This window comes from Paraburkholderia aspalathi (genome assembly GCF_900116445.1).
GTDB classification, from domain to species: Bacteria; Pseudomonadota; Gammaproteobacteria; order Burkholderiales; family Burkholderiaceae; genus Paraburkholderia; species Paraburkholderia aspalathi.
In genome coordinates, this window is record NZ_FPBH01000048.1 from 16,932 (window position 1) to 29,090 (window position 12,159).

Consider the following 12,159-nt stretch of genomic DNA (forward strand, 5'->3'; position numbering starts at 1 on the left):
GTCCACCCCGCAATCCCTACGCAGACCCGCTCAGCCCGGGTTCCCGCAACCCGTTAGAATAGTTCTTTGCCCAAGGCCCGGTGCCGCCCCCATGTCCGAACAACATCTGACTGAAGTCGACGAGACGCTTGATGAATCCAAATTCATCACGTTCGAAGGCTCGCCGTTCCAGCTTTACCAGCCGTATCCGCCCGCGGGCGACCAGCCGACGGCAATCGACACGCTTGTCGAAGGCATCGAGGACGGTTTGTCGTTCCAGACGCTGCTCGGCGTGACCGGCTCCGGCAAAACCTTCACGATGGCCAACACCATCGCGCGGCTCGGCCGGCCGGCGATCGTGTTCGCGCCGAACAAGACGCTCGCCGCGCAGCTTTATTCCGAGTTTCGCGAGTTCTTTCCGCGCAATGCGGTCGAGTACTTCGTCTCGTACTACGACTACTACCAGCCGGAAGCGTACGTGCCGCAGCGCGACCTGTTCATCGAGAAAGATTCGTCGATCAACGAGCACATCGAGCAGATGCGGCTGTCGGCCACCAAGAGCCTGATGGAGCGGCGCGACGTGATCATCGTCGGCACGGTGTCGGCGATTTACGGTATCGGTAACCCCTCCGAATACCACAAGATGATTCTGACGCTGCGTACCGGCGACAAGCTCGGCCAGCGCGACATCATCGCCCGCCTGATCGCGATGCAGTACAACCGCAATGAAGCCGACTTCCAGCGCGGTTCGTTCCGCGTGCGCGGCGACACGATCGATATTTTCCCGGCCGAGCACGCCGAAATGGCGGTGCGCATCGAGTTGTTCGACGACGAGGTCGAGACGCTGCAACTGTTCGATCCGCTCACCGGCCGCGTGCGGCAGAAGATTTCGCGCTTCACCGTCTATCCGTCGTCACACTATGTGACGCCTCGCGACACCGTGGTGCGCGCGGTCGAAACGATCAAGACCGAACTGCGCGACCGGCTCGAGTTCTTCTACAGCAACGGAAAGCTTGTCGAAGCGCAGCGGCTCGAGCAGCGCACCCGCTTTGATCTGGAAATGCTGCAGGAATTGGGCTTCTGCAAGGGCATCGAGAACTACTCGCGGCACTTCTCGGGCGCCGCACCCGGCGAGCCGCCGCCGACGCTGGTCGACTATCTGCCGTCTGACGCGCTGATGCTGCTCGACGAGTCGCACGTGCTGATCGGGCAGTTGAACGGCATGTACAACGGCGACCGGGCGCGTAAAGAGAATCTGGTCGACTACGGTTTTCGCTTGCCGTCGGCGCTCGATAATCGCCCGCTCAAGTTCAATGAGTTCGAGCGCAAGATGCGCCAGGTGGTGTTCGTGTCGGCCACGCCGGCTGACTACGAAAAGAAAACGGCCGGGCAGGTGGCCGAGCAGCTGGTGCGTCCTACCGGCCTCGTCGATCCGGAAATCGAGGTGCGTCCGGCGCGCACCCAGGTCGACGACGTGCTGGCCGAGATCAACGAGCGCGTCAAAGTGGGCGACCGTGTGCTGGTCACGGTGCTGACCAAGCGGATGGCCGAGCAGCTGACCGAGTTTCTGGCCGACCACGGCGTCAAGGTGCGCTACCTGCACAGCGACATCGACACGGTAGAGCGGGTGGAAATCATCCGCGACCTGCGGCTGGGCACATTCGACGTGTTGGTCGGGATCAACCTGCTGCGCGAGGGGCTGGATATTCCGGAAGTCTCGCTGGTCGCGATTCTCGACGCGGACAAGGAAGGTTTCCTGCGCGCCGAGCGTTCGCTGATCCAGACCATCGGCCGGGCGGCGCGTAACGTGAACGGCAAAGCGATTCTCTATGCGGACCGGGTGACCGACTCGATGCGCCGCGCCATCGACGAAACCGAGCGGCGGCGCGCCAAGCAGATCGCCTACAACCTGGAGCACGGCATTACGCCGCGCGGCGTGGTCAAGCGGATTCGCGACATTATCGACGGGGTGTACAACGTCGACGACGCCCGCGCTGAACTGAAGGAACAGCAGACTCGGGCGAAATTCGAGGACATGTCCGAGAAGCAACTCGCCAAGGAACTCAAGCGCCTCGAAAAGCAGATGATGGAGCACGCCAAGAACCTCGAGTTCGAAAAGGCCGCACAGACCCGCGACCAACTGGCGCTGCTGCGGCAGCGCGTATTTGGCGCGAACGTCGGCGACCACGTGCCCGGCGTCGAATAAATTCTTCCTACGTATCAAGCAAGGTGCGAAGAAAGGCGCGGCAATGTGCCGCGCCTTGTCTTTCCTGCGCTTTACACCCGCCAACACCTTCGCCCGCGCTTTCCTTAACACAGCCTTAAGTCCCTGCTGCCGTAAGGCTTTGCGAGCGTCCTCGTTTGTTCTCCCTGCCGATCAATGATAAACTTGACCAATATTGAGAATGGTTCGCATTAACGTTCGTAATGCGATTGTCTGTGGTCTGTCGCCCCCTGTCGGTGGATGTGGGGCCGCGGCTTAAAACGCACGCGCACCGCACTGTTCCAATGAGTTCGATTCCAGTCTGATAAAAACAAGGAGTTTCAATGCGGATTTCTTCATTTGTGCGCGGTGGCGCAGCAGCGGTGGCCGCAGTAGCGGCGCTTTCCGCAACGGCAGCGGAATACCCGATCGGGAAGCACCAGATTCAGGGCGGGATGGAAATCGGCGCGGTCTATCTGCAGCCGATCACGATGGAACCCGAAGGCATGATGCGCAAGGCGTCGGACTCGGACGTCCACCTCGAAGCCGACATCCACGCGGTCAAGAACAACCCGACCGGTTTCGCCGAAGGCGACTGGATGCCGTATCTGCAAGTTCGTTATGAATTGACCAAAGCCGGTTCGAATCAGACCCAGAAGGGCGACATGATGGCGATGGTCGCCAACGACGGTCCGCATTACGGCGACAACGTCAAGCTGCAGGGCCCCGGCAAGTACCACCTGAAGCTGGTGGTCGAAGCGCCGATGCAAACCGGCCACATGGCGTTCGGCCGTCACGTCGACAAGGAAACCGGCGTGGGCCCGTGGTTCAAGCCGATCACGCTCGAATACGACTTCACGTACGCGGGTATCGGCAAGAAGGGCGGTTACTGATCAACGCGGATCAACGCGGATCAACGCGGTTCGCCGCGCCAAACGCGGGGCGGACCGCATGAATGAATGCAGCAGACGGCGCCGGGCGTAAACTCCAGCGCCGCGTTTTCCGGAAAGGCTAATGAGAATTGACCGAAAGATCGCGATCCTCGCCATGACCGTTTTGACGGTGGGGGCCGCGCACGCAGCGGATCTGCCGACCTTCAACCTGGAAATGAACGACGGCAAGCTCAATCCCGCGCGCATCGAAGTGCCCGCAGGGCAGCGCATCAAGATCGCGATACGCAACACCGGCAAGGGCGCGGCCGAATTCGAAAGCGTGCAATTGCGTAAGGAAAAAGTGTTGGCGCCGGGCGGCGATTCGTTCGTCGTCATCGCACCGCTCTCGCCGGGCGAGTACAAGTTCTTCGACGATTTCCATCAGCAGGCGCAGGGCGTAATCGTCGCGAAGTAAGAGTGGTGGCTTGGGGTGCGAGCGCATGCCTTGAACAACCGGATTGTGCGTTCGCCGAAGCAGTGGAAGGGTAGAGGGGAGAGCTTGGATGGGTCAGATTCTGTTCATCGTGTGGCGGGAAAGCGTTGAGGCCTTGCTGGTCGTCGGCATCCTGTACGCGTGGTTGAAAAATGGTGACGACGATGCGCGCCGCGGTTTGCCGTACCTGTGGGGCGGCGTCGCGGCCGGTGTGATCGCGGCGGTCGCGCTCGGCGCGGCGCTGGTTGGTTTCACCGAAGTGCTCTCCGGTGACGCGCAGGATTATTTCCAGACCGGCATGGTGCTGGTCGCGTGTGTGCTGATCGTGCAGATGGTGCTGTGGATGAAGCAGCACGGCCGGTCGCTCAAGCGCGACATGGAACAGTCGCTGCAAAAGAGCAAGCGCGATTCGAACTGGTGGGGTGTCGCATTGCTGGTCGCGTTGGCTATCGCGCGCGAAGGCAGTGAAACGGTGATCTTCCTGTACGGTCTCGGCTTTGGCCAATCGGGTCACGTGGATGGCAGCCAGATGCTCGCTGTGCTCATCGGCCTCGGTCTCGCATTCATGACCTTCTATGTGCTGCAGTTGGGCGGCAAATACTTCTCGTGGCGGCTCTTTTTCCGCGTCACTGAAATCATGCTGCTGTTCCTCGGCGCGGGCCTGTTCCAGACCGGTGTCGACAAGCTGATCGACAAGGAAATCCTGCCGACGATCATCGACCAGATGTGGAACTCGTCAGCCATCCTCGACGATTCGAGTACCTTCGGTTCGCTGGTTGCGACGCTCACTGGCTATCGCGCCCACCCTGCACTGATGAATCTGGTCGCCTACGCCGCGTACTGGGCGGTCGTCTATCTGCTGGTGCGTCGCGCGAATCGCAAGCCGGCGCAGCAGGCTGCAGGGCGCGCGGCATGAGCACCGTCATGACCCGTCCGGGCCGCCTTGCCGCGGCCGGGCAGTGGATGCAGCGTCACGGCGGTTTGATCCGCGGCATTCAGTGGGTTGTGGTGGCGGTGTATGCGTTCCTGATTCTCGTGCCGGCGGTGACACCGCTGCCGGACGACACCGCGCATTTGTGGAACAACCTGACGCTTGCCGCGCAGTTCGTGTTCTGGGGCATCTGGTGGCCGTTCGTGCTGCTGTCGATGGTGATGCTCGGCCGGGTCTGGTGCGGCGTGCTGTGTCCGGAAGGCGCGCTCGCCGAATTCGCCAGCAAATATGGCCGCGGCTGGGCGATTCCGCGCTGGATGCGCTGGGGCGGCTGGCCGTTCGTCGCGTTCGGCATCACCACGATCTACGGGCAGATGGTAAGCGTCTACCAGTATCCGAAAGCGGTGCTGCTGGTACTCGGCGGCTCGACCTTCGCGGCAATGATCATCGGCTTGCTGTACGGACGCGAGAAGCGCGTCTGGTGCAAGTACCTGTGCCCCGTGAACGGGGTTTTTTCGCTACTGGCGCGTCTCGCGCCGTTTCACTACAAAGTCGATGAAGAAGCGTGGCGCCGTTCGTACAAGAACGGCGAACATGGGCATCGCGTGATTCCGATCAACTGCGCACCGCTGGTGCCGCTGCGCAATATGAAGGGCGCGTCGGACTGTCATATGTGCGGCCGTTGCAGCGGACACCGCGACGCGATCGCGCTGACGTGGCGCGCGCCGTCGTCGGAAGTCGTACAGCTCGGCGACAAACAGGCGAACCCGTGGGACACCGCGTTGATCCTGTACGGCCTGCTCGGCATCGCGATCGGCGCATTCCACTGGACCGCTTCGCGCTGGTTCGTGGACCTGAAGATGTTCTTTGCAACCTGGCTGGTCGATCACGACATCACCTGGCCGCTCGACACCAACGCGCCGTGGTTCCTGTTCACGCATTACCCCGAGCAGAACGACGTGTTCTCGTGGCTCGACGGCACGATGGTGATCGGTTACATCCTCGCCACGGCGCTGGTGTACGGCACGGTGCTGCTCGTACTGCTGATGGGGGCGTCGCGCATGCTGGGACGCTTCAGTTTCGTGCGTCTGCATCATTTGACGCAGGGCCTGATTCCGATTGCCGGCGCAGGTGTGTTTCTCGGCTTGTCGGCGACCACCCTGTCGCTACTGCGCGCGGAGCATCTGTCGTTGTGGTGGGCGTCGGATATGCGTATCGCGATTCTGGCGATTGCCAACCTGTGGAGCGCGTGGCTCGCCTGGCTCGTCACACGTCGCTATAGTGAGCGCTTCGTTCAGCGCGGCCTTGCGATGGTGTGGTTCGCAGCGGCGCTGGCGGTGGTCGATAGCGCATGGTGGCTGATGTTCTGGGGCTGGGCTTCGAAGTAAGTCTCAAAGAAAGCTTCAACGCGCTGCCGCGACCGGATCGGCACCCTGTAAAACAAAAGCCGTGGAGATGACAGCATCCCACGGCTTTTTCATTTTCTGCATGTGCGACACACGTCGTTTCGTATGTCCGCATTGGGTGAGAACCAAAAAAGCGGCCTGGCTGGCTGCGACGACTGGCTTGGTGTCTGCACGAAGGGGTCTAGTTCTCACGTGCAAGCCGTCGTGGCTGGCTAATGCCTAACACCTCTCGAGGAGGTGGTCCCCACAATACCCGGTACATACTGCTATTCGGTGTTGCCTGTTACTTCGTCAGGATCAGCTTGCCTAAGCGCGTCGCACGCAGCTGGTAGGTTTCGCCGTTATGCAGGATGCTGACGTGGCTATGTCCTTGCAGCAGCGCGTCGCTGCGCACCACCCGATCCGACTTCTCGCTCGTACCGCTCGCGTGATCCGCTGCAGGCTTCGCGGCGGTTGCCGTCGCCGTCGATGCTTTCGGACGGCTGGTCAGCGCGGCCGCCGGGCGGCGCAGGCTGAGTGTGGAAGAGCGGTTGAGATCGGTCATTCGTTTTTGCTGTTGGTCGATTCGATGGATTAATTCTAAATGATAACTATTCCCATTTACAAGAAAGAGAAATTCATCGGATTCGACTTTCGATAGTTGAATGACGCGGGCGGAATGCCCGCGCATGCATCAATGCAATGAACCGGGTTCCTGCTTGGCCTGCACGTACTGGCGGATCAGCCGCACGGTATCGATATCGTTCTCGCGATACGCCGACTTCACGATTTCCTGCGTCTGCACGGCGTCCTGGTCGTCGGATACGGGCAGGGTGGTCGTGTATTCGAAGCGCAGGAACAACTGCAGTTCGTCAGGCTGCTCGATCGTCATGGTCAGCGAGCCGCCGACATAGTCCGCCGTCGGCAGAATGTCGTAGCGCACGCTCTGGCGATCCTCCAGCGTGACACGGTCGCGCACGGTGGCCTGGCCGTAGTGCAACTCCCGTTCGAGCGTGTCGCCTTGTCGCGAAAGGATGGTGCAGCTGTCGAGTCCGATCACGAACAGTTGCGGCTGTTCGGCGCGCAGCACGAGACCCTCCCACAACTGCTCGCGGGTCATCGAGTCGACAAACGGATTCAACGGATCGTTGATCTGGATAAGGTGTTCGAAATTCAAAACGGCGGCTTCCTATGAAAGCGTTGCATAACGTTCAGCCCGGTTGAGCCGATCACGCCATTGTCGCGCTCCGCGAGCTATCGCGCCAATGTGCCGGCAACGAGGCCCGAATGGCCCGCACGACTTCAGACGACGGCAAGACCCGAGCGGATCGTGATCGAATGCGTGAGGATCTTGTGAACCGGGCACGCATTGGCAATTTGCAAGAGCCGTTCCCGCTGCTCGTCGGATAGATCGCCTTCCAGCATGATCTTGCGGTCGATGGTCGAGCCCGCGTCGCCGGTTTCGAGCGACAGCGCCACGCGCACGTCGGCGAGCGGCCAGCCCTTGCGCTGAGCGTACATCTTCAGCGTAATCGACGTACAGGCACCGAGGCTCGACAGCAACAGCGAGACGGGCGTCGGCCCGCGATCGCCGCCGCCAAGCGACTCGGGTTCGTCGGCGAGCCATGTGTGCTTGCCGTCGTCGAAAAGGACCTGGAAATTCGTCGAACCGATGTGGGCGGTGACGGTGGACTCTGCCATGCGCGCTCCTGAACAGGGACGGAAATCGCCGCGCGCCACGAGTCGTCACGTCTGGACGGTGTGGTGCGCGGCATGAATTGCTATTGTGAACGAATTCACCGGCCTTCGTGCCTATGCGCGGCGGCGGCGCGGGCGGCATGGTGAGCGCCGTGCCACCGCAATCGTGCGCGGCGGCGCGTGCCGGCGTGGCAGATCAGTGGGTGATCGCGCCCATGCGCCCGGCCTGGTAATCGGTCACGGCCTGACGGATTTCGTCTTCCGTGTTCATCACGAACGGACCGTAGCGCACCACCGGTTCTTTCAGCGGTACGCCACCCAGCAGCAGCACTTCGAGCGGCTCGGCGCCGGCCGTCAGCGTGATCGAGTCGCCGTCGTTCCCAAACACCACCATCTTCTGCGCGTCGATTTCCTGGCGTGCTTCCCCTTCGCCGTAGAAGCCCTTACCGGACAGGCTGTAAGCAAACACGCGATAGTCGGTCGGCACCGGTTGCTGGATCGTCGCGCCCGGTTGCAGCGAGAAATGCTGATACAGAATCGGCGTGCGCGTTTCGATCGCCGCCTTCACGCCGAGCGCTTCGCCCGCGATTACCTTCACGCGGACCTTGCCGTCCACGGACGTTGCGACCGGAATGCTTGCCGACGGTATCTCCTGATAGCGCGGCGCGATCATCTTGTCGCGGCGCGGCAGATTCACCCACAGTTGCACGCCATGCACGCGCCCACCGTCGCGCACGAACGACGGGTCCGGCATCTCACTGTGCACGACGCCTGCGCCCGCGGTCATCCATTGCACGTCGCCGGCACGCAGCGTGCCCGAATGGCCCGCCGAGTCCTTGTGGCCGAACTGACCCTCGAGCGCGTACGTGACCGTTTCGAAGCCGCGATGCGGATGATCCGGCGCGCCTTTGGCCTCGCCTGGCGCGTAGTCGATCGGCCCCATTTCGTCGAGCAGCAGGAACGGATCGAAATCCATCAGCAAGCGGGTCGGAAACGGACGGTGGACGATAAACCCGCCGCCTTCGGTCGTGCGAACGGCGGGAAACGTGCGTTCGATCGTGCGTGTCGTGCTCATCAAAAGTCACCTTAAAAAATGGGGAATAGCGTTATTTTTGAAACATAGAGCTATTATAGGGACCGTTTTCCTAGGCGCCAGCCACCCTCACGCAATGGATTGTTCTATTACTGGAACGATGAGATGAAGATCGATTCACACAATCTGAATGACCTGATGTATTTTTCGCAGGTCGTCGAACATGGCGGTTTTTCTGCCGCCGAGCGCGTGCTGGGCATTTCCAAGTCGCGCCTGTCGCGCCGGCTCACTGAGCTGGAGGCGTCGTTAGGCGTACGTTTGTTGCAGCGTTCCACCCGCAAGCTGGCGCTCACTGAAGCCGGCCAGCTCTTCTACCAGCACTGTCAGGCGATGCTGAGCGAGGCCCAGGCGGCGGTCAATGTCGTGCAGCAACTTCGCTCTTCGCCGCGTGGCACGGTGCGCGTGAGCGTGCCGGTGACGATTTCGCAGACCATCCTGTCGCAGATCCTGCCGGAATTCATGCATCGCTACCCGGAAGTGCGGGTGGTGATGCGCGTGACGAACCGTGTGGTTGATCTGTTCGAGGATTCGATCGATATCGCGTTGCGTGTGCGCTCCGCTCCGCCTGAGAACGCCAATATCGTCGTGCGGCCGTTGTGGCGCACGCAGCAGATGCTGGTCGGCGCGCCGAGCCTGTTGCAGCAGAATGCGCCGCCGCTATTGCCTGCCGATCTGAGCCGCTTTGAAACGCTCGACGTGCCGACCGGCGACGGACGCCACGTCTTCGATCTGATCGCCCCCGACGGCACGCGCCACGCGCACGAACACGAGCCGCGCCTCGTCACCGCCGATCTGATGACGATTCGTGAAGCCGTGCTGTCCGGCGTGGGTATCGCGGCATTGCCGGAGATGATGTACGGCAGCGCGCTGCGCGCGGGGCAATTGTCGCCGGTGATGCCCGGCTGGACCCTTCCGACGCCGCAGTTGTACGCGGTATTCGTGTCGCGGCAGGGAATGGTGCCGGCTGTGCGCGCGTTCGTCGATTATCTGGTCGAAATGCTCGATCCGGACGAAGGTAAGCACATTACGGGCGAGTGCCCGACGCGTGCGGCGGCGCAAGACGCAGCGCAGCCTGTTCTTGCAGTCGCGTCATAGCACTTATTAGACACGGCAACATCGCTTTTAGCATTTAAGCGCCGCCTGTCATGAGTACTTTCAATGGCAGTTTGCTTGAATGCGCGCGCTCGCAGGCCTATAGTGAAATCCCTTCGCTAAGGAGTCTCTTATGCGAAAACTCATGGCCTCTATGATAGTGGGCCTGATAGGGCTGACCGCGCTGTCCGTGTCGATCACGGCTGTCGCATGCGGTGACTCGAGCTATCAGTCATCTTCTGATGGTAAATGATCCCGCCGCCCGAAGGCGCCGAGTGCGCAAAAAAAAGGCCTTCATCTGACGATGAAGGCCTTTTACTTTTAGCCCTTGAAACAAGGGCTTTTCTGTTTTTTCGGCAGGCGCTGCGTAACAAGGGCAGCATTGCTGCGCTCAGATCACTTGCGCTTATTTGCCTTTGGGCTGCGTGACGAAACCGATCTTCGTGAGACCGCCGGCCTGCGCCGCCGACATCACCTCCGCCACTTTCTCGTACGCGACCTTGCGGTCCGCATCCAGATGCAGCTCCGGCTGCGGATTCGCTTGCGCAGCCTCTGCAATCTTCGCGCGCAGCGCTGCGTCGTCGACCTTCTTGTCGTCCCACAAGACGTTGCCGTCAGCATCGACGGAGACCGTGACTTGCGCGGGCTTGGTGTCTTCTTTCTGACTGCTCGCGTGCGGCAGATCGATTTTGACCGCGTGACGAATCACCGGAATCGTCACCATGAAGACGATCAGGAGAACCAACATCACGTCGACGAGCGGCGTCATGTTGATTTCGTTCATCAGGCCGTCGTCATCGTCGCTGGCGAAAGGGCTCATTGCCATCGGAGTGCCTCGTCGATCAGTTGGCGCGCGCGAGGCGCAAACCGTCGCCGCGCTTGGATGACGACAGGCGGGCGCCCGTCACGAAGAACGCATGCAGACCGTGTGCAAAGCGGCTCAGCTTGGCGACGATCGCCTTGTTGGCGCGCGTCAGTGCGTTATAGCCGAGCACGGCCGGAATTGCGACGAAGAGGCCAAACGCGGTCATGATCAGTGCTTCACCCACCGGGCCCGCGACCTGATCGATCGACGACTGGCCGCTTGCGCCGATCGCCAGCAGTGCGTGATAGATGCCCCACACCGTGCCGAACAGGCCGACGAACGGCGCCGTACTGCCGATCGAGGCGAGAATCGCCAGACCGCTTTGCATGCGCGCAACGCTTTCGTCCATCGTGTCCTTCAGGCAGCGCGTCACCCAATCCGACACGTCCATGCGATCGTGCAGATGCGGCTGCGTCTGATGATGGTGATCGGCAGCTTCCTGTCCCGACAGCGCGAGTGCGAGGAACGGGTTGTCGTGCGGCGTCGACGCTCCGGCGCCGAGCTTCTTCACCCCGTCGGCGAGATCGTCCGAATGCCAGAACTGCTGCTCGGCATTCTTCGTGAGACGCTTCAGGCGCATCACATTCCAGCCTTTGATGACGATCACGCTCCACGACATAACCGACATGATCAACAGCGCGAGCGCGATACCGCGCGTCACGAAATCCCCTTGCGCCCACACGTGCGCCAATCCGTAGTTTTGCATTGCAATTCCTTGTTTTTAAAATCTGCCTCAATCGTTCAGATTGAAGTTATAAGGCTGGGTGGCCGTGGCCCGAATGGCCTGACCGTTCTCGAGATAGGGCTTGCACGAGCTCGCATGCGCGGCGGCGATGGCGGCGTCGTCCAGGCGGCTGAAGCCGCTGCTCTTTTTGAGCGAGATGCTTTCAACCTTTCCTGTCGGTCCGATGACAAACGTCACATAGGCCGTACCGGTTTCGCCGCGGCGCTTCGACAGCGCGGGGTAGTCCGGCGTGATCATGCTGCACTCGATATGCGAGACGTTCTTCGGCGCCGTGATGTCCATGGTCGGACGGCCGATCGCCGGCGCGGCCTGAGCGGCTGGCGCCGCCGGTGCGGCAGGCGCGGGCGTCGGTTCGGGCGCGGCGACAGGTGTCGGCGACGGAGCCGCGGCGACCGGCAGCGGCGTGGGTGTCGGCGTAGGAGTCGGTTTGGGCTGGACCTTCGGCTTGGTGTGAACCGGCGGTGTCGGCTTGGGCGGCGGCGGGGCGATCGATTGCACCGCGACGGGCGCGGCGACCGGCGCCGGCGCCAGCAGCTGCGCGGTCATCACCTTCGCTTCGATCACGGGTTGCAGCGGTTCATGACGCAGCGTCAGGATCACCGCAAGCAAAGCGATGTGAATTGCCGCGACCGCAGCAGTCGCGGACAGCGCACGGGAATTCATTCGGGGGGACGAAGCCGACGTGGCGGCTGAAATGGTATGCGAGGCCTGCATGTTAGCGTGGCGGCGTGCCGTCGATGCGGCACGTCAGACAAGACATCGTCATGTTCGAAAGATCAGCAGCGAAATGAACAAAGTAGTCA

The 12,159-nt window shown here is 61.5% G+C and carries 13 protein-coding genes; 6 read left to right on the top strand and 7 right to left on the bottom strand.

The window, feature by feature from the left end:
* Positions 1-91 precede the first annotated feature (91 nt).
* From uvrB to BM438_RS41060, 5 genes are all read left to right on the top strand, one after another.
* Complete coding sequence (uvrB, locus tag BM438_RS41040) at positions 92-2,185, top strand: excinuclease ABC subunit UvrB (protein ID WP_093646596.1); 2,094 nt, start codon at positions 92-94, stop codon at positions 2,183-2,185.
* 341 nt (positions 2,186-2,526) lie between these two features.
* Complete coding sequence (locus BM438_RS41045) at positions 2,527-3,075, top strand: iron transporter (protein WP_054042141.1); 549 nt, start codon at positions 2,527-2,529, stop codon at positions 3,073-3,075.
* Between the two features lie 121 nt (positions 3,076-3,196).
* On the top strand, positions 3,197-3,529 hold the full coding sequence (locus BM438_RS41050; RefSeq protein WP_093646599.1) for a cupredoxin domain-containing protein: 333 nt from the start codon (positions 3,197-3,199) through the stop codon (positions 3,527-3,529).
* An 88-nt stretch (positions 3,530-3,617) separates the two neighbouring features.
* Positions 3,618-4,463, top strand: a complete 846-nt coding sequence (locus tag BM438_RS41055; RefSeq protein WP_093646601.1) for an FTR1 family iron permease — start codon at positions 3,618-3,620, stop codon at positions 4,461-4,463.
* Positions 4,460-5,866 (top strand): 4Fe-4S binding protein, encoded by a 1,407-nt coding sequence (locus BM438_RS41060; protein ID WP_093646604.1) that lies wholly within the window; start codon positions 4,460-4,462, stop codon positions 5,864-5,866. Before BM438_RS41055 ends, BM438_RS41060 begins: the two co-directional genes overlap by 4 nt.
* A 301-nt stretch (positions 5,867-6,167) precedes the next feature.
* Here the strand turns inward: BM438_RS41060 and hemP are convergent, their stop codons facing one another.
* The 4 genes from hemP to BM438_RS41080 form a co-directional block, all read right to left on the bottom strand.
* The gene (hemP, locus tag BM438_RS41065) at positions 6,168-6,428 is read right to left on the bottom strand and encodes a hemin uptake protein HemP (RefSeq protein ID WP_093646606.1); all 261 of its coding nucleotides are present in this window, start codon (positions 6,426-6,428) and stop codon (positions 6,168-6,170) included.
* A 129-nt stretch (positions 6,429-6,557) separates the two neighbouring features.
* Positions 6,558-7,040, bottom strand: coding sequence for an SRPBCC family protein (locus BM438_RS41070; RefSeq protein WP_093646609.1), 483 nt, complete (start codon positions 7,038-7,040; stop codon positions 6,558-6,560).
* A 125-nt stretch (positions 7,041-7,165) separates the two neighbouring features.
* Positions 7,166-7,564, bottom strand: a complete 399-nt coding sequence (locus BM438_RS41075; protein WP_054042165.1) for an OsmC family protein — start codon at positions 7,562-7,564, stop codon at positions 7,166-7,168.
* A 193-nt stretch (positions 7,565-7,757) separates the two neighbouring features.
* Positions 7,758-8,636 (bottom strand): pirin family protein, encoded by an 879-nt coding sequence (locus BM438_RS41080; protein WP_093646611.1) that lies wholly within the window; start codon positions 8,634-8,636, stop codon positions 7,758-7,760.
* Between the two features lie 123 nt (positions 8,637-8,759).
* Between BM438_RS41080 and BM438_RS41085 the strand changes: the two genes are divergently transcribed.
* Positions 8,760-9,749: a LysR family transcriptional regulator gene (locus BM438_RS41085; protein ID WP_093646614.1), complete on the top strand. Its 990-nt coding sequence runs from the start codon at positions 8,760-8,762 to the stop codon at positions 9,747-9,749.
* Positions 9,750-10,152: 403 nt separating this feature from the next.
* Here BM438_RS41085 and BM438_RS41090 read toward each other — a convergent pair whose 3' ends face one another.
* The 3 genes from BM438_RS41090 to BM438_RS41100 are packed head-to-tail and all read right to left on the bottom strand — an operon-like array spanning position 10,153 to position 12,070.
* Positions 10,153-10,572, bottom strand: a complete 420-nt coding sequence (locus tag BM438_RS41090) for an ExbD/TolR family protein (protein ID WP_093646616.1) — start codon at positions 10,570-10,572, stop codon at positions 10,153-10,155.
* 16 nt (positions 10,573-10,588) lie between these two features.
* Entirely contained in the window at positions 10,589-11,317 is a 729-nt protein-coding gene (locus tag BM438_RS41095) for a MotA/TolQ/ExbB proton channel family protein (RefSeq protein ID WP_093646618.1), read from the bottom strand.
* Positions 11,318-11,344: 27 nt separating this feature from the next.
* Positions 11,345-12,070 (bottom strand): energy transducer TonB, encoded by a 726-nt coding sequence (locus BM438_RS41100; protein WP_093646621.1) that lies wholly within the window; start codon positions 12,068-12,070, stop codon positions 11,345-11,347.
* Between the last annotated feature and the right edge of the window lie 89 nt (positions 12,071-12,159).

Coding starts and splice junctions, on each gene's coding strand:
- uvrB (WP_093646596.1), top strand. CDS start 92: ATGTCCGAACAACATCTGACTGAAGTCGACGAGACGCTTGATGAATCC.
- BM438_RS41080 (WP_093646611.1), bottom strand. CDS start 8,636: ATGAGCACGACACGCACGATCGAACGCACGTTTCCCGCCGTTCGCACG.
- BM438_RS41095 (WP_093646618.1), bottom strand. CDS start 11,317: ATGCAAAACTACGGATTGGCGCACGTGTGGGCGCAAGGGGATTTCGTG.
- BM438_RS41050 (WP_093646599.1), top strand. CDS start 3,197: ATGAGAATTGACCGAAAGATCGCGATCCTCGCCATGACCGTTTTGACG.
- BM438_RS41045 (WP_054042141.1), top strand. CDS start 2,527: ATGCGGATTTCTTCATTTGTGCGCGGTGGCGCAGCAGCGGTGGCCGCA.
- hemP (WP_093646606.1), bottom strand. CDS start 6,428: ATGACCGATCTCAACCGCTCTTCCACACTCAGCCTGCGCCGCCCGGCG.
- BM438_RS41075 (WP_054042165.1), bottom strand. CDS start 7,564: ATGGCAGAGTCCACCGTCACCGCCCACATCGGTTCGACGAATTTCCAG.
- BM438_RS41060 (WP_093646604.1), top strand. CDS start 4,460: ATGAGCACCGTCATGACCCGTCCGGGCCGCCTTGCCGCGGCCGGGCAG.
- BM438_RS41090 (WP_093646616.1), bottom strand. CDS start 10,572: ATGGCAATGAGCCCTTTCGCCAGCGACGATGACGACGGCCTGATGAAC.
- BM438_RS41085 (WP_093646614.1), top strand. CDS start 8,760: ATGAAGATCGATTCACACAATCTGAATGACCTGATGTATTTTTCGCAG.
- BM438_RS41100 (WP_093646621.1), bottom strand. CDS start 12,070: ATGCAGGCCTCGCATACCATTTCAGCCGCCACGTCGGCTTCGTCCCCC.
- BM438_RS41055 (WP_093646601.1), top strand. CDS start 3,618: ATGGGTCAGATTCTGTTCATCGTGTGGCGGGAAAGCGTTGAGGCCTTG.